Origin of the sequence: Comamonas sp. C11 (assembly GCF_024496285.1) — a bacterium.
Taxonomy (GTDB): Bacteria; Pseudomonadota; Gammaproteobacteria; order Burkholderiales; family Burkholderiaceae_C; genus Comamonas; species Comamonas testosteroni_F.
In genome coordinates this window covers 1324779-1339653 of the sequence record NZ_CP101743.1, presented here as the reverse complement: position 1 = coordinate 1339653, position 14875 = coordinate 1324779, and the positions used below count along the sequence as shown (strand labels likewise).

Below are 14875 nucleotides of genomic sequence, written 5' to 3'. Positions count from 1 at the left end.
ATGGGTTACAAAGCAGCAATGACGGCTTTTATCTCCACATCGTCATGGCTGCAGCCGTTGCGGTGGCCAAAGTATCAGGCATTGCTTGCCGGCGCTTTCATCGCGCTGCTGCTCACGGGTTGCGCGGCGTCTCTACCCAAGGATGTGGAGCGCCCCGTCAGCACCGCATTGAGCCAGCCCCAAAACACCGACCTGGGCCTGTTCATCTCTCAGGCTCGCCCAGCCAAGGCAAAGCCAGATGCCTCGGCTTTCGCCTTGATATCCGGCCCCAAGCATGCCCTCAGCAGCCGCATGGCGCTGGTGGAAAATGCACAGAAAACGCTGGATCTGCAGTACTACGCCATCCATGCAGACCAAAGTACCGGACGACTGCTGCACGCCGTCGTGCAGGCTGCCAAGCGCGGCGTGCGCGTACGCGTGCTGCTGGACGACTTCCACAGCACGGGGCCGGACGCACAGATCATGCGCCTGGCTTTTGTACCCAATGTGGAGATGCGCATGTTCAACCCCCTGGCCGGCTCGCGCGCTTCCACCATCGGCCGGGCCTGGACGCTGCTGACCGACTTTCAGCGCGCGCAGCAGCGCATGCACAACAAGCTGTTTGTGGCCGACAACACCCTGGCTGTGATTGGCGGGCGCAATCTGGGCGATGCCTACTTTGACGCCTCCAATGAGGGCAATTTTGTCGACCTCGATGTTCTGACCGGCGGCCCGGTCGTCAAAGACCTGTCGCGCAGTTTTGATCGCTACTGGAACAATGTTCGCGCCTACCCCGTGCAGTCGCTGATCAGCGAGCCTGACTTGCTCAAACTCAAAAAGCAGTTCGACCAGGAAGACGCCAGGAGCGAAGCCGAGCATGCTCGCAACACCACCGCCCCGAGACCGGAGCCCGAAGACAGCCCCTTGAGTCTGAAGCAGATCCCGTGGATCTGGGCCCAGGCCATGGTGCTGGCCGACAGCCCGACCAAGATTCCCGCTGAAGGAGCGGAGCGGACTGCCGCCGATGAGTCATTCGAAGCAGCAGTACTCAAGGCCGACGACGCCAACAGCCTCCCTCCCTTGGCCGCACCGGCACTGAATGCCGAATCGGTGGTCGATGGCCTGCTGGCTCTGATTCGCTCTGCCAGGCGGGACTTGCTGGTCGTTTCGCCCTACTTTGTACCTGGGCCGGAGATCATGGATGCCTTTCGCGCTGCACGCAGCAAAGGCGTACGCATCCGGGTTCTGACCAACTCACTGGCCTCCAACGATGCTCCGCTGGCACATGCCGGCTATGCTCGCCACCGCAAGGCACTACTGGAGATCGGCGTCGAATTGCATGAAATGCGCAGCGAAGCAGCAAATGTCAGCTCCGCCCTGCGCGCGGGCGGCACGGGCTCCAGCGGCGGCAGCTCCGGCGCTTCGCGGGCCATGCTGCACACCAAGCTGCTGGTCATAGACGGGCGTCTGGTCGCCGTGGGCTCCATGAATCTGGATATGCGCTCACGCCTGCAGAACACCGAGATCGCCGTACTGATCGCCAGCCGCCGCTTCAGCCAGCTGGCCAGCGACAGCATCGATGAAAGCCTGCCTGAAAACAGCTGGCGCGTGGATCTGGATCCCAAAGGGCAACTGGTCTGGCGTGCACCTCAGGACAGCGGGCTCAGTGATTCGTATTCCGAACCCGATGCCAGCCTGGGTCTGCGCCTTATGCTGCAGCTGCTCGGGCCTCTGGCTCCGGACAGTCTGCTGTGACTTCCGCCCGCTCTGGCCAGGGCCATTCCCGCTGCAGATCACGCTGGGGCAAGGCCGCCACCCAATCGCTGATGGCGCGCTGATCGGTCTGGGTGCGCACTTCCTGATAAGCCAGCTCGGCCTCGGGAAAACGTCTGCGCATGAGGTTGAGCCACTGTTTGAGGCGACCCGCACGCTGGCGCGGCTCCAGATCCTCGCAGACCATATGCCAGAAACGCTGCACCTGGGGCACCAGCGCCAGCCAGTCAATGCCGGCTACCGCGCTGACACTGCCCTGCTCCACGGCGCGGCGCACGGCCAGGGCCAGACCTGGGTCGGCCACAATGCCGCGCCCCAGCATCAGATCGTCGCAGCCCGAAACTTCGCGGCAGCGCAAGGCCTCTTCCACAGTCCAGATCTCGCCATTGGCCACCACATTCACGCCCACCGCATCGCGGATGCGCGGAATCTCTTCCCAATAGGCCGGCGGACGATAGCCGTCCAGCTTGGTGCGTGCATGGACGACGATCTCACAGGCGCCCCCCTGCTCCATGGCCTGGGCACACTCGGTCATCAGCGCCCGATCGTTGAAGCCCAGCCGCATCTTGGCCGACACCGGCATCTGCGCGGGCACGGCACGGCGCACAGCATCCACCACGCGCACGATCTGCTCGGGATCCTGCAGCAGCGATGCACCGCCGCCATGGCGGTTGACCACCTTGGCCGGACAGCCGAAATTCAGATCGATGCCCTCGGGTCCCAGGCGCGCCAGATTGGCAGCGTTCTCGGCCATGCTGACGGGGTCGGAGCCCAGCAGCTGCGCCCGCACCGGCACCCCGGCCAACGTCCTGCTGCCATTGCGCAGCTCGGGCATGGTACGCAGATAGACCTTGTCCGGCAGCAGCGAGCCGCTGATGCGAATGAACTCGGACACGCAGCGGTCCGCGCCGCCCACCCGGGTCAGTACATCGCGCAGCACAAAATCCAGCAGCCCTTCCATGGGCGCAAGCAGCAGTCTCATTTCAGATTCAAATCAGATTGACCTGCAGCGCTTATCAGAAAACGCCAGCAGCTAGTAATTCAGAAGCAATTGGCAAGCTTGAACAGCAATGACGGAATGATCCGCTGCGAATTGGCGCAGATTCACACCAGTGTCATCGTCAGCCCATGCAATAGCGCATCCGCACTTGTAACGCGCCAGACCGCAGCAGCCATGATTTTGCAAAAAACCGCCAAGGCCCAGGAAGAACTTCAGCCAGGATCGCGCCAGCTACCGCAGCGCGCACGCTCCCTGCTGTTGCTGGCCGGCGGCAAGAGCATGGAAGAACTTGCAGCCATGTTGGGCAGCGATCATGCCGCACTGGCCCAGCAATTGGTGGAGCAGGGATATCTTCAGCTGGTGCCATCCAGCGCCCCCAGGGAGCGCAGCATGGCCATTCATCCAGCAAGCTCCCTCGCCAAAGCCGGATACAGTCCGGCCACACCAGCCCTGGCGCCAGCCGAGGAAGCCACCGATTCGGCACCAGCCATCAATATGGCGGGTACCCGCATGTATTTATTCGATATGTGCGAGCGCCTGTTTGCCAACCGTCATGAGACGCTGGCCCAGACATTGCGCACCCAACTGCGCGAGGCCAGAGACCTGAACAGCTTGCGCAGCGCCGGTATCAGCCTGCTGACGGCGGTAGAGGAATATGCGGGCGAAGAACGCGCCCAGTCGCTGCGCGAAAGGCTGGCTGCCCTGCTGGCGCATGGCGAAGCCGCCGATCCGTCCAGTCAGGAACTTCAAGGAGCGACGGCCTAGCAGCCTGGCTGTCAGCCGGCTTTGGCCAGACGCCAGAGCGACGTCACTTCGGCAGAGCGCGCAATGTGCAAGGGGTCCTCGCGGTCCTGAACCTTGCCATGGTGCGGGCGGACATCCTCGCGCCCCAGCACCTTGAGGCCGGCCGATTCAATCCAGCCCAGCAGCTCCTCACGCGTGCGCAGCTTCAGATGCTCGGCCAGGTCAGAGAGAATGAGCCAGCCTTCGCCGCCTGGCAGCAGGTGCGCTGCCAGCCCTTGCAGAAAACCGCGCAGCATGCGGCTGTCTTCGTCATAAATCGCCTGATCGAGCACCGATGCGGCCTTGCCCGGCAGCCAGGGCGGGTTGCAGACGATCAGGCCGGCCTGCCCTTGCGGGAACAGATCGACATGCTGCAGCTCCACCCTGGAAGCATGACCCAGCCGCTGCAGATTCTCGGAGGCGCAGGCCAAAGCACGCTCGCTCATATCGGTGGCAAGCACCGACTTCACGCCGCGCTTGAGCAGCAGTGCCGAGAGCACGCCTGTGCCCACGCCGATATCCCAGGCCTGCTGCAATCCGGCAGCAGGAATGCTCGCACGCGCCACCAGATCGAGATACTCGCCGCGCACGGGTGAGAAGACACCGTAGTGCGCATGAATGCGGGCGCCATCCAGGGCGGGTATCTCCACCCCCTTCTTGCGCCATTCATGGGCGCCGACCACACCCAGCAGATCTCGCAGCGGCACCAGCACGGACTGCGCATGCGCTTCGGCCGGGACTGCGCCCCAGGCCTCGGAACATGCAAGACTCCAGTCCGGAGCCCGGCGCAAGGCGCAATGCCATTGCATATCCAGCTCAATCAGAATGCTGGCCAGCATCCGTGCGCGCTGGGCCTGGGACTGGCGGTACAGATGAAACGCGTGGGGAAAGCCTGTAGCAGCAGGGCTCTTTGCCGGGCTCTTGCGGCGCGACTTCTTGTCCAGCCGGCGGCCCAGTGCCAGCAACAGCTGACGCGCATTCTGGAAATCACCGCGCCACAGCAGCGACACACCTTCGCTGATATGGCGAAACGCCGTATCAGCGGGCATGGTGTCATCGGCAATTTCGATGCGGCGAGGCTTGGGCAAGCTGCTTTCGCTGCGCCACAAAGCCGTATGGGCCTGGGCTTGCTCCTGCCATTGCAGCAGGTCGAAAGCAGATGGGGGTGCGCAGACTGAGGCCGCGAGCTTGCTGTTGGGAGACGTCACGGCCTGTCTTTCAGTGAGTGCTGAACGCTGTGATCAGCCGTTCAGAGGACGCTTGACGCGCACTTCTTCAATCTTGATGCTGCCAATCACAGCCGTCTTGGCCGTGGACATTTCACGCTTGAAACCTGCCATTTCATGGAAACGCAGGGCACGCTCGTTGCGCAGCGGAATCCAGGCGGTCACATTGGTGCAGCCTTCTTCCAGCAGACCATCTCGGGCAGCGTCCCACAGGGCAACGCCAACACCTTGATTCCAGTGCGAGGGAGCTGCATAGATAGCCCAGATCTCGCCGGTGGTCTGGCGGGACTTTTCATCACGGGAACGGTCAAAGCCGACAAAGCCAACGATCTTGTCGCCGTCGATGGCGACCTGGACCTGTGGCTCACAGTATTCAATAGCTTCGCGCCAGTAAGCCTGGCGCTTTTCAACCGAGGACATGGCCTTCAGTTGATCATCGGGAACCAGACCTCGATAAGCCTCCAGTGCGGAAGCAGTATGGATCTGGGCAATCGCTTTTGCATCGCGAAGAGTAGCGGGACGGACCTGGATACTAGACATGGAAAAACCGGGGCGGAAACATGTAAGAATAGAAGGGCGTAATTGTCTACAGATTCAGAGTTTTGGCACGCGGTGCAGTGGTTAGCCATTTGCTCAACTGCGGCTGTTCGCAATTTCTTGCTATGGCGCAATCTATGTGCTATGCGCTCCACTAAGCAGAGCAGCAAGCCCGCAACCATCAATGGTTTGCGTCACATTTGATAACAATATGGCAAGCGCTCACCACAACATGGAAGCGCTCAATCCCTTTGCGACGGCCAAGAAATTTCAGAGCCAGCGTCGCATAAAGTCCATCACCCGATCGAATTTTTCCCCGAATGGCGGGTACAGCAGGGAAGCCGCCGCCCAACGCGACTGCACGAAAACCGCCTTCTGGTGCACAAAGCGCAAAAAGCCCTGCTCTGCGTGATAGGCGCCCCATCCGCTGTCGCCGACACCGCCGAACGGCAGGTTCTCATGCGCCACATGCAGCAAGGTGTCGTTCACACAGACGCCTCCGCTGACGGTACGCATCAACACCGCGTCGCGCTCGGCCTCGTCATTGCCAAACCAGTACAGCGCCAGCGGACGCGGGCTGGCGTTGATGGCATTGATCACGTCTTCGATATGCTCGTAGGAGATCACAGGCAGGATGGGGCCGAATATCTCTTCCTGCATCAGCTGCATCTCGCCCGTGGCGCCAAACACCAGCGCGGGAGCGAACTGCCGCTCCACGGCCTCACCCCAGGCCGTGGTGTCGCCGTCCGCAGCGGGGGCAGCCGCTTCATGCATCCAGTGCACCTGTGCTCCCAGGCTTTGCGCCTGGCGCAGCATCTGCTTGAGCCGTGCCAGATGGCGCTTGCTGATGATGGCCGTGTAATCCGGGTTGCCCGAAATGCGCGGGTACAGCTGTTGCACCGCCGCTTGATAGGCCTCGGCAAACTCCTGCTCCTTGCCGCGCGGCAGCAGCACATAGTCGGGAGCGATGCAGGTCTGCCCGGCATTGACCAGCTTGCCATAGGCCACCTTGAGCGCAGCGGCCTGCATATCGCAGTCCTGCGCAATGATGCAGGGCGACTTGCCCCCGAGCTCCAGCGTGGTGGGCGTCAGGTGCACGGCTGCCGCCTGCGCCACACGCCGCCCCACGGCCGTGGAACCGGTGAACAGCAGATGGTCGAACTGCAGGCCCGAGAACTGCGTGGCCACGGCCACGTCTCCCTCGATCACGCAGAACTCTTCGGGTGCAAAGAACTGAGCGACCAGCTCGCCCATTTTTGCCGAGGTATGCGGCGTCAGCTCGCTGGGCTTGAGCATCACGCGATTGCCCGCCGCCAGCGCCGTGATGGCCGGCGCCAGCGACAGCTGCAGCGGATAGTTCCAGGGCGAGATGATGCCCACCACGCCCAGCGGCTGGCGCTCCACCCAGGCCTTGCCTGGCTGCAGCATCAGCGGCGTGCGCACACGCTGGCGCTTGGCCCACTTGCCCAGATGCTTGAGCGTGTGCCTGAGCATGTTTCGCACCAGCATCAGATCCAGCATCTCGGTCCAGCGCTCGGAGCGCACGCCAAAGTCCTGCTGCACTGCGGCACAAAGCTGCTCGCCATTCTCATCCAGCATCTTCTGCAGGCGCAGCAAACGCTCGCGGCGCACCAGCACAGGTACATCAACCTGCGCGCGGCTGGCTTGGTATTGCAAGTCAAAGATGCGATGCAAGTCCATGTAGTTCATGCCTGTCTTCAAAACCTCTGTTCACTCGTTTTCATTCTTACCCAAGCCAGCGCCTGTAATCAGACCAGCTTCCCCTCATACAGACATCTCCAGCGGCATGCCATCTGCACCAAATGCAATGCCGCGCTCTTCCAGCCTGGCACGCGCGGCATGGTGCACCACGCCACGCTTGGGAAGGCTGGATTCCAGCAGGCGGCGCAGCGTGGCTTCGCCGACATTGGCGTGGCGAACGACTTCCATGCGCACGCCCCAGAACTTGTCATCTGCAAAGCGGTCAAGAATCTCTGCATCCGCATCTGGATTCATCGCGGCAGTCGCCCGGATGGCTTGATTGGGGTCCGTCAGGAAAGGCTCCAGCTCTTGCACGTTGGCAGCGCCGCAGGCTGCAATGTAGCGGCGCTCCTCGGCAGCTTTTTGCTCAGGTGTCTTTTTTGCCATTGTGCCCTCGAAGAATTTGAATTCGTCCCTACTTCAGCGCAAGCGAGGTAAGTACCGCGTAAAAAAAGAGCCTGACACATACAAGCGCAGGCTCTTTGTTGGCGATCAGCTCACAGCTCTATCAGGATTCATGGACCTCGCGCGGCTGCACATCGGTGACATCGCCGGCACCGGGCAGAACGCCGCGGCGCCCGCGGGCTTCACGCCCATCCTTCTTGGCCTCGACATTGCCCGACGATTGCGCCATCCACTCGGCTCCCGAGCGGTACACCGTCTGCCAGCCGGCAAAGGGGCTCATGGCTCCCATGCTCATGGGCACCACGGGCTGGCCCGTGAGTCTGGCCCACAGGGCGCGCACGCCCCAGGCCAGGGCGATGAGACAGGCCACAGCCATCAGGCACAGGAAGAACACCAGGCCCACCAGCATCAGCATGATGCGGACGGACCAACGGGTTGCAGTGGCGGCGAAATCGTTCAAAGCAATACCTCTTTCTAGGGTTCAGGTCCTCAGGCAGCGCCTGCGGACTCGAACCGGAACACCCCGGGATCATTCACCGGGTCTACTGTCACGGCTATCGTACTCTTGGGCGGGAACTTTCCTTCGAGTAACAACTTGGACAGCGGGTTTTCAATACGCTGCTGGATGGCACGCTTGAGCGGACGGGCCCCGAACACGGGATCGAAGCCCACCTTGGCCAGCTCGGCCAGGGCTTGCTCGGACACCTGCATGCTCAACTCCATCTTCTGCAGACGGCTTTCCAGCAACTTCAGCTGAATCCTGGCAATCGCCTCGATGTTCTTGGCATCCAATGCATGGAAGACCACGGTTTCATCGATACGGTTCAGGAATTCGGGTCGGAAATGGTTTTTAAGTTCCCCCCAGACCGCTTCCTTCACATCATCGGCATCCTCGCCAACCATGGCCTGTATCAGATGCGAGCCGATATTGCTGGTCATCACGATCACGGTGTTCTTGAAGTCCACCGTGCGACCTTGGCCGTCCGTCAGGCGACCATCGTCCAGAACCTGCAGCAACACATTGAAGACATCGGGGTGGGCCTTTTCCACCTCGTCCAGCAGCAGCACGCTATAGGGCTTGCGGCGCACGGCTTCCGTCAGGTAACCGCCTTCCTCGTAACCCACATAGCCGGGGGGCGCACCGATCAAGCGTGCCACAGAGTGCTTTTCCATGAACTCACTCATGTCAATACGCACCAGATGGTCCTCGCTGTCAAACAGGAATCCTGCCAGCGCCTTGCACAGTTCGGTCTTGCCCACACCGGTGGGGCCGAGGAACAGGAAGGAGCCGGTGGGGCGATTGGGATCGGACAGACCCGAGCGCGAGCGGCGGATGGCATTGGCCACGGCGCTGATCGCCTCCTCCTGGCCCACCACACGCTCGTGCAGCTTGTCTTCCATGTGCAGCAGCTTGTCTTTTTCGCCCTGCATCATCTTGGACACGGGGATGCCCGTGGCACGGCTCACCACCTCGGCGATCTCTTCGGCTCCGACCTGGGTGCGCAGCAGCTTGTTGGCCGTCGCGCCGTCCTGGCCTTCCTCCTTGGCCTGAGCTTCATGCAGCTGCTTTTCGAGTGCAGGCAGCTTGCCGTACTGCAGCTCGGCCACCTTGTTGAAGTCGCCCTTGCGCTTGAACTCCTCGATCTGTATGCGCAACTGGTCCACTTCCTTGCGGATCTGCTCAGAACCCAGAGCGCTGGCTTTCTCGGCCTTCCAGATTTCCTCGAGGTCGGCGTACTCGCGCTCCAGGCTTTCGAGTTCTTCCTCGATCAGCTGCAGACGCTTTTGCGAAGCCTCGTCCTTTTCACGCTTCATGGCTTCGCGCTCGATCTTGAGCTGAATCATGCGGCGCTCGAGCTTGTCCATCACCTCGGGCTTGGAGTCCATCTCGATCTTGATCTTGGCCGCAGCCTCGTCGATCAGGTCAATGGCCTTGTCGGGCAGGAAGCGGTCGGTGATGTAGCGATGGCTCAGCTCCGCAGCGGCAACGATGGCGGGGTCGGTGATATCGACGTTGTGATGCGCCTCGTACTTCACCTGCAGGCCGCGCAGGATGGCGATGGTGTCCTCCACCGAAGGCTCGTCCACGATGACCTTCTGGAAGCGGCGTTCCAGCGCAGCATCCTTTTCGATGTATTTGCGGTACTCATCGAGCGTGGTCGCACCCACACAATGCAGCTCGCCGCGCGCCAGCGCGGGCTTGAGCATATTGCCGGCATCCATGGCGCCATCGGCCTTGCCGGCGCCCACCATGGTGTGGATCTCGTCGATGAAAAGAATGATGCGGCCTTCGTCCTGTGCGATTTCCTTGAGCACGGATTTGAGGCGCTCCTCGAAGTCGCCGCGGTACTTGGCACCGGCCAGCAGGCCCGCCATGTCCAGCGACAGCACACGCTTGTTCTGCAGGCTCTCGGGCACTTCGCCGGCCACGATGCGCTGGGCCAGGCCTTCGACAATGGCGGTCTTGCCCACGCCGGGCTCGCCGATGAGCACGGGATTGTTCTTGCTGCGGCGCTGCAGCACCTGGATGGCGCGGCGGATTTCGTCGTCGCGGCCGATCACCGGGTCCAGCTTGCCGCTGCGGGCACGCTCGGTCAGGTCCAGCGTGTATTTCTTGAGCGCTTCGCGCTGGCCTTCGGCTTCTGCACTGTCCACGTTCTGCCCTCCTCGCACGGCATTGATGGCCGCTTCCAGACTGGATTTGCTCACGCCGCTCTGCTTGAGCAAGGCACCGGCACGCGTGGCCGAGCCTGCGGCATCGGCCAGCGCCAGCAGAAACAGCTCGCTGGCGATGAACTGGTCACCACGTTTGAGGGCTTCTTTTTCGCTGGCCTGCAGCAGCCGAGCCAGCTCGGAGCCTACCTGTACATCGCCTTGCTGCTGCACGCGCGGCAGGTCTGCCATGGCCTGTTCGGCAAGGCTCTTGAGTTGTTGTACATTGCCGCCGGCACGCTGCAGCAGCGCGCGCGGGCCGTCGTCCTGGCGCAGCATGGCCACCAGCAGGTGCAGAGGGTCGATGGTGGATTGATCAGCACCGAGCGCCAGGGACTGCGCGTCGGCCAAGGCTTCTTGGAATTTGGTCGTCAGTTTGTCAATTCGCATGGTTTGTCGCTTTCGCTCCAATCAGATTCATTGCCATTTATCTGATAGTCAAACAGGGGGTTTCAAGACCTTAATGCGCAAAAAACAGCAAAAAGCAGATCCACAACTGCTCTGCTTGCGGTATATCAAGTCAAGCATCGTGCCAGCAGCGGGCCAGTTGCGTAGGAGTAAGCCCATAGTGCTTGCGAAAGCTGCGCAGCAAATGGCTGGCATTGGCAAACCCCGTTTCGGCGGCCAGCCGTGCCAGCTGCGGCGCGCGCCCCCTCGCACTGCCTGCGCTGCCCTGCAGGCGGGCACAGACCTGCTGCAGACGCCGCTGCATGACCCAGTCATGCACGGTGCAACCCATGCTTTGATGGAACATACGGGCAAAGTGATATTCGGACAAGGCCACGACCTGCGCCAGCGCGGGCAAGCTCAGGGCTTTGCTGTCGGCCAGATGGGCATCCACATAGTCAAGCACCTTGCGCCGGGCCGTGGATGACAGGCCACCCAGTGGTTTCAGCAGCTTGTGCCGCTGCCAGGGCGCCGCCGACTGCAGCACCAGCCGGTCCAGCACTTGCTGGCTCAGGCAGTCCGCCTGCCATATGTCGTGAGCCCCACTCCAGTCCAGTCGCCACAGCGCCTGTGCCCATTGCGCATAAATTGGGTCTTGGGAATAAATCTGTGGTGTCAGCGTAATGCTGCGCGGCTCGGCATCCAGCAGGCGCACCACACGGTCGGCCCAGGCAATATCCGAGACATACAGGTGCAGAAACTGCACGGGCTCGCGCACCAGCCAGCGCGATTCATGCTCGGCCGGGAGAACGCAAAAGCGCCCTGCTTCGCCTCGGGCCAGTGCATCGTCCTTGAGTTGCGATCCCTGACCTCCGCTCAGATAGACAGACAGCGTGTGATGCCCTTGCTGGCGGTAGTGCACCTCATCATCGTGATTGGCCCAGATAGCCAATTCCAGCGACTGGCTCAAACCCGTTCTGCGCCTGATCTGGGCACGTGACCGAGCCAGTACATGACTCAGATGCGATGGGGCGGATACAACGCTGGCGGGCATGCCTGCATTGTGGCGCCAGCCATCTGGCCGCGCTTGCTGCAGCGCCACAAAACCGCAGGAATGTGCAACGCAGCGCAAATCCAGGCGCGCAAGATCTTGGTTCTTCCAAGCACCAAGACTTGCCATGCTTATGCCTCTTTATGCCCTGGTCGTGCTGATCTGGGGCTCCACCTGGATCGCTCTCAAGATGCAACTGGGCAGCGTACCCGTAGAGCTGTCCATCGCCTACCGCTTTGGCCTTGCATCCCTGGTGCTTTTTGCCTGGCTGCTGCTGACCCGCCAGTGGCGCGCCCCCCGCGGCGCAGCCATTCCACGCGTGCTGGGCCAGGGGCTATGCCTGTTCAGCCTGAACTTTGTCTGCTTCATGCACGCCAGCGAGACCCTGACCAGCGGTCTGGCTGCCGTGGTGTTTTCCAGTGCCAGCATCTGGAATGCATTTCTGGCGCGAGTCATCCACGGTCGCGGGCTTGCGCCCAATGTGCTCGCAGGCAGCGCTCTGGGCCTGACGGGTCTGGTGATTCTGTTCTGGCCGGAGCTGCAGCAAGGCCAGCACGCCAGCTGGCAAGGTCTGTTGTGGGCGCTGGGTGGAACGCTGTGCTTTTCCTGCGGGAACATGCTTTCTGCATCGCTGCAGCGCCTGGGCTACAAGCCGCTGCACACCAATGCCTGGGGCATGCTGGCCGGCACGCTGCTGCTGCTGGCGTATGCGCTGATTGCCGGTCTGCCCTGGCACTTTGATACCAGCCTGCAATATACAGGCGCGCTGCTGTATCTGGCCATTCCCGGCTCGGTGATTGCCTTTACCGCCTACCTCACACTGGTAGGCCGACTGGGACCCGAAAAAGCCGCCTATGCCACAGTGCTGTTTCCCATTGTGGCGCTCAATATCTCGGCTCTGTTCGAAGGCTACCAGTGGACTGCCGCCGGCATGCTGGGCCTGATCCTGGTGATGGCTGGCAATGTACTGGTCTTCAAGCCACCCCGCTGGCTGCAGCCGAACGATCCGCAAAAAGCATAGCATTCACCGCTATTCGATATTGCGTTTCAGATGATTTTTCAATTGAAACTCAATGAGTAAATGCGTAAGCAGCTATCAATTCATGGAATTATTGCCATCGCGCCAATGCCTGCTCATCGCTGACACGCGCATCCACCCAGCGTGCGCCTTGCCCGGTCTGCTCTTTTTTCCAGAACGGCGCTTCGGACTTCAGATAGTCCATGATGTATTCGCAGGCCTCGAAGGATTTGCCGCGGTGGGCGCTGGTCACGGCCACCAGCACGATCTGGTCCATGGGCTGCAGCAGGCCGATACGGTGAATCACGCGCGCGCCATAGATGCCGAAGCGCGCCACGGCCTTGTCGATGATGGTCTCGATCGACTTCTCGGTCATGCCGGGATAATGCTCGAGCTCCATGCTGGAGACGGCATCTCCCTCGTTGCGGTCGCGCACCGTGCCGACAAAGCTGCAGACCGCGCCCACGCGTGCATCGCCGGCGCGCAGAGCGGCAATCTCGGCCGAGAGGTCAAAGTCCTGGGTCTGAATGGATACACGTGCTTCAGTCATGCCTGCATTGTCGCAGGCCAGCATGGGCATGTCCGGCGCATTAGCATTGGGCCATGGCCACACAAACCATCAATCTGCCGGAGTACACGCTGTACCCCTCTCCGCGCAACGAGCACCGGATGATTTTCGAGTTCCAGCTCTTTGTGCCCTATCCCTATGAGCTGATCCACCTGCCCGACTACAACTTCAAGGGCAAGGCCACGCTGTTTGCCGCCCACCGCAAGCGCGACAACAAATCGGGCCAGCTCATTACCTGCGAGCTGGCCGTGGACATCGAGCGCTTCGAGCGCCTGTTCGAGCCAAGCTAAAGTTCAAGGCCCTATGGACGATACCAGCCAGATTCAGCCGCCGCCCAGCTTTGCCGAGCTGTTTCGCACGCGCAGCGGCAAGCTGTCCGCCCCGATTGCCGAGGTCGTCGCACGCTATGAGCTGTGCGAAGACCTGGCAAGCCATCTGACCGAGCAGGCACAGACGCTTTATCACTCGGGAAATTCCTCCGAAGAGCAGGTGCTGCTGGGCATGCATGCGGGCCTGGCCGCGCAGGGCTCGGTCGTCACGGCGCTGGAAGCGGTCTGGATCGTGCAGCGCCTGGCCGAGCTGCTGGAATGGCGTGCACCGCAGTTCCCCACTCCTGCAGACCCGGCGTGAAAGCCCGGACGAAACCGGTTTTCAGCGCTGTCAGACCCGCATTTTTCGCTTCAAGCCTCAGGAGCCTCTTCCACTCGGGAGCAGATCAGAAGGCTCCGGCAGGCGCATGCAGACGCTGCCAGGCCAGGGCCCGCCAGGCAGGCGCTCCATAGGCGGCGACCAGATCGCGCCCTATGACGGCCCAGGCCGGGTCGGCCGGGTTCAGACCCAAGGCCTCGATGAACGGCGCTTGCACGATGAAACACTGGCGCCGATAAGGCAGCAAAAATCCATCCGCCTGCTGCGCAAGCACGCTGCACGCCTGCGCGTGCTCGCTGAACCAGATGTGCAGAAGAATGCCGCTACGCGGCACATGCCAGAAGCTGCCCATGTCATCTCCTGGTGCTGCCTGCGCCCCCAGCACCCGACGCGCCTGCTCCCAGCCCGCAAACCCGACCTCGCGCGCCGCCTGATGCAAGTGGTCACGCAATGTGGCCGAGCCACCAGTCCCCTCGCGCCGCGCGCGGCTCAAGCGCACACGGGCACGCACCTTGATCTCGTCGACCAGCGTCTGCGGCGAAATGAATTCAGCAACAGAACCCGCCTCCATGGCCGGACCCGAGTGACCAATGGCTGCAGCACCAGCGGACAGCGCTTGGCCTGATCTCATGGAATTCGCGGTTTCGCTGCTCATGGTTGCACCCCTTGCAGCTCTTGCTGCCATAGAGACAGCAGGGCCTGAAGTTCGGCGTCATAGTCGAACAAGGGGTCGTCGCGCTCCTTCACGCGGTCCAGTACCTCAAAACGGAATGCCTGTGCGCCGTGGCGGGCCCAGGCCTGGGCCAGTGCCGCATCGCGCCGGGAGCCATTGCTCAGCTCGAACCGCATGCGGTTGAGTATTGCGTCCACATTGCGGCTGGCACCCAGGCGCAACAAGTCGGCAGCATCGCAGCGCACCGCATAGATACCCATGGCGGGAAACGCCTGTTTGTAGTCCCGCGCCAGCGTGCGCCGCGCCTGGGGATGGAGAGATGAAGTCATGACAGTGCTCCAGGTTGCATCGGAG

The 14875-nt window shown here is 61.9% G+C and carries 16 protein-coding genes; 5 read left to right on the top strand and 11 right to left on the bottom strand.

The window, feature by feature from the left end; genetic code table 11:
- The first annotated feature begins 18 nt into the window (after positions 1 to 18).
- Positions 19 to 1734 carry a phosphatidylserine/phosphatidylglycerophosphate/cardiolipin synthase family protein gene (locus tag NOX35_RS06145; protein ID WP_256496096.1) on the top strand — a complete coding sequence of 572 codons (1716 nt, stop codon included), beginning with the start codon at positions 19 to 21 and terminating at the stop codon, positions 1732 to 1734.
- On the opposite strand, the gene NOX35_RS06140 is transcribed toward NOX35_RS06145, so the two are convergent.
- Positions 1688 to 2734, bottom strand: coding sequence for a tRNA-dihydrouridine synthase (locus NOX35_RS06140; protein WP_256496094.1), 1047 nt, complete (start codon positions 2732 to 2734; stop codon positions 1688 to 1690). The two genes, NOX35_RS06145 and NOX35_RS06140, sit on opposite strands and share 47 nt — an antisense overlap.
- A gap of 192 nt (positions 2735 to 2926) precedes the next feature.
- Here NOX35_RS06140 and NOX35_RS06135 point away from each other — a divergent pair, with 192 nt between their 5' ends.
- Complete coding sequence (locus NOX35_RS06135) at positions 2927 to 3517, top strand: hypothetical protein (RefSeq protein ID WP_256496092.1); 591 nt, start codon at positions 2927 to 2929, stop codon at positions 3515 to 3517.
- A gap of 11 nt (positions 3518 to 3528) precedes the next feature.
- Here NOX35_RS06135 and NOX35_RS06130 read toward each other — a convergent pair whose 3' ends face one another.
- The 7 genes from NOX35_RS06130 to NOX35_RS06100 all read right to left on the bottom strand — a co-directional run bounded on the left by NOX35_RS06130 (position 3529) and on the right by NOX35_RS06100 (position 11743).
- Positions 3529 to 4743 (bottom strand): class I SAM-dependent methyltransferase, encoded by a 1215-nt coding sequence (locus NOX35_RS06130; protein WP_256496091.1) that lies wholly within the window; start codon positions 4741 to 4743, stop codon positions 3529 to 3531.
- A gap of 33 nt (positions 4744 to 4776) precedes the next feature.
- Positions 4777 to 5301, bottom strand: coding sequence for a GNAT family N-acetyltransferase (locus NOX35_RS06125; RefSeq protein WP_034348967.1), 525 nt, complete (start codon positions 5299 to 5301; stop codon positions 4777 to 4779).
- A gap of 267 nt (positions 5302 to 5568) precedes the next feature.
- Positions 5569 to 7008 (bottom strand): coniferyl aldehyde dehydrogenase, encoded by a 1440-nt coding sequence (locus NOX35_RS06120; protein WP_256496090.1) that lies wholly within the window; start codon positions 7006 to 7008, stop codon positions 5569 to 5571.
- A 75-nt stretch (positions 7009 to 7083) separates the two neighbouring features.
- Complete coding sequence (locus tag NOX35_RS06115; RefSeq protein WP_003076538.1) at positions 7084 to 7446, bottom strand: hypothetical protein; 363 nt, start codon at positions 7444 to 7446, stop codon at positions 7084 to 7086.
- 121 nt (positions 7447 to 7567) lie between these two features.
- Positions 7568 to 7924: a hypothetical protein gene (locus NOX35_RS06110; RefSeq protein WP_256496089.1), complete on the bottom strand. Its 357-nt coding sequence runs from the start codon at positions 7922 to 7924 to the stop codon at positions 7568 to 7570.
- Between the two features lie 29 nt (positions 7925 to 7953).
- Positions 7954 to 10566, bottom strand: a complete 2613-nt coding sequence (gene clpB / locus NOX35_RS06105) for an ATP-dependent chaperone ClpB (protein WP_182286013.1) — start codon at positions 10564 to 10566, stop codon at positions 7954 to 7956.
- A gap of 130 nt (positions 10567 to 10696) precedes the next feature.
- On the bottom strand, positions 10697 to 11743 hold the full coding sequence (locus tag NOX35_RS06100) for a helix-turn-helix domain-containing protein (protein WP_182286012.1): 1047 nt from the start codon (positions 11741 to 11743) through the stop codon (positions 10697 to 10699).
- Between NOX35_RS06100 and NOX35_RS06095 the strand changes: the two genes are divergently transcribed.
- The gene (locus NOX35_RS06095; protein WP_182286011.1) at positions 11742 to 12635 is read left to right on the top strand and encodes a DMT family transporter; all 894 of its coding nucleotides are present in this window, start codon (positions 11742 to 11744) and stop codon (positions 12633 to 12635) included. The two genes, NOX35_RS06100 and NOX35_RS06095, sit on opposite strands and share 2 nt — an antisense overlap.
- Before the next feature lie 88 nt (positions 12636 to 12723).
- On the opposite strand, the gene moaE is transcribed toward NOX35_RS06095, so the two are convergent.
- Entirely contained in the window at positions 12724 to 13182 is a 459-nt protein-coding gene (moaE, locus tag NOX35_RS06090; RefSeq protein WP_182286010.1) for a molybdopterin synthase catalytic subunit MoaE, read from the bottom strand.
- A 53-nt stretch (positions 13183 to 13235) separates the two neighbouring features.
- On the opposite strand from moaE, the gene NOX35_RS06085 reads away from it, so the two are divergent.
- Both NOX35_RS06085 and NOX35_RS06080 read left to right on the top strand, forming a co-directional pair.
- Positions 13236 to 13490 carry a hypothetical protein gene (locus NOX35_RS06085; protein ID WP_003057869.1) on the top strand — a complete coding sequence of 85 codons (255 nt, stop codon included), beginning with the start codon at positions 13236 to 13238 and terminating at the stop codon, positions 13488 to 13490.
- Between the two features lie 13 nt (positions 13491 to 13503).
- Complete coding sequence (locus NOX35_RS06080; RefSeq protein WP_182286009.1) at positions 13504 to 13830, top strand: hypothetical protein; 327 nt, start codon at positions 13504 to 13506, stop codon at positions 13828 to 13830.
- Positions 13831 to 13915: 85 nt separating this feature from the next.
- On the opposite strand, the gene NOX35_RS06075 is transcribed toward NOX35_RS06080, so the two are convergent.
- Both NOX35_RS06075 and NOX35_RS06070 read right to left on the bottom strand, forming a co-directional pair.
- Positions 13916 to 14503: a hypothetical protein gene (locus NOX35_RS06075; protein WP_256496086.1), complete on the bottom strand. Its 588-nt coding sequence runs from the start codon at positions 14501 to 14503 to the stop codon at positions 13916 to 13918.
- Complete coding sequence (locus NOX35_RS06070; RefSeq protein ID WP_182286007.1) at positions 14500 to 14850, bottom strand: GIY-YIG nuclease family protein; 351 nt, start codon at positions 14848 to 14850, stop codon at positions 14500 to 14502. Before NOX35_RS06070 ends, NOX35_RS06075 begins: the two co-directional genes overlap by 4 nt.
- Between the last annotated feature and the right edge of the window lie 25 nt (positions 14851 to 14875).

Bases quoted from the DNA above. Each gene is read 5' to 3' on its own strand.
- NOX35_RS06145 (WP_256496096.1), top strand. From the start codon at position 19: ATGACGGCTTTTATCTCCACATCGTCATGGCTGCAGCCGTTGCGGTGG.
- NOX35_RS06140 (WP_256496094.1), bottom strand. From the start codon at position 2,734: ATGAGACTGCTGCTTGCGCCCATGGAAGGGCTGCTGGATTTTGTGCTG.
- NOX35_RS06135 (WP_256496092.1), top strand. From the start codon at position 2,927: ATGATTTTGCAAAAAACCGCCAAGGCCCAGGAAGAACTTCAGCCAGGA.
- NOX35_RS06125 (WP_034348967.1), bottom strand. From the start codon at position 5,301: ATGTCTAGTATCCAGGTCCGTCCCGCTACTCTTCGCGATGCAAAAGCG.
- NOX35_RS06120 (WP_256496090.1), bottom strand. From the start codon at position 7,008: ATGAACTACATGGACTTGCATCGCATCTTTGACTTGCAATACCAAGCC.
- NOX35_RS06115 (WP_003076538.1), bottom strand. From the start codon at position 7,446: ATGGCAAAAAAGACACCTGAGCAAAAAGCTGCCGAGGAGCGCCGCTAC.
- clpB (WP_182286013.1), bottom strand. From the start codon at position 10,566: ATGCGAATTGACAAACTGACGACCAAATTCCAAGAAGCCTTGGCCGAC.
- NOX35_RS06095 (WP_182286011.1), top strand. From the start codon at position 11,742: ATGCTTATGCCTCTTTATGCCCTGGTCGTGCTGATCTGGGGCTCCACC.
- NOX35_RS06100 (WP_182286012.1), bottom strand. From the start codon at position 11,743: ATGGCAAGTCTTGGTGCTTGGAAGAACCAAGATCTTGCGCGCCTGGAT.
- moaE (WP_182286010.1), bottom strand. From the start codon at position 13,182: ATGACTGAAGCACGTGTATCCATTCAGACCCAGGACTTTGACCTCTCG.
- NOX35_RS06085 (WP_003057869.1), top strand. From the start codon at position 13,236: ATGGCCACACAAACCATCAATCTGCCGGAGTACACGCTGTACCCCTCT.
- NOX35_RS06080 (WP_182286009.1), top strand. From the start codon at position 13,504: ATGGACGATACCAGCCAGATTCAGCCGCCGCCCAGCTTTGCCGAGCTG.
- NOX35_RS06075 (WP_256496086.1), bottom strand. From the start codon at position 14,503: ATGAGCAGCGAAACCGCGAATTCCATGAGATCAGGCCAAGCGCTGTCC.
- NOX35_RS06070 (WP_182286007.1), bottom strand. From the start codon at position 14,850: ATGACTTCATCTCTCCATCCCCAGGCGCGGCGCACGCTGGCGCGGGAC.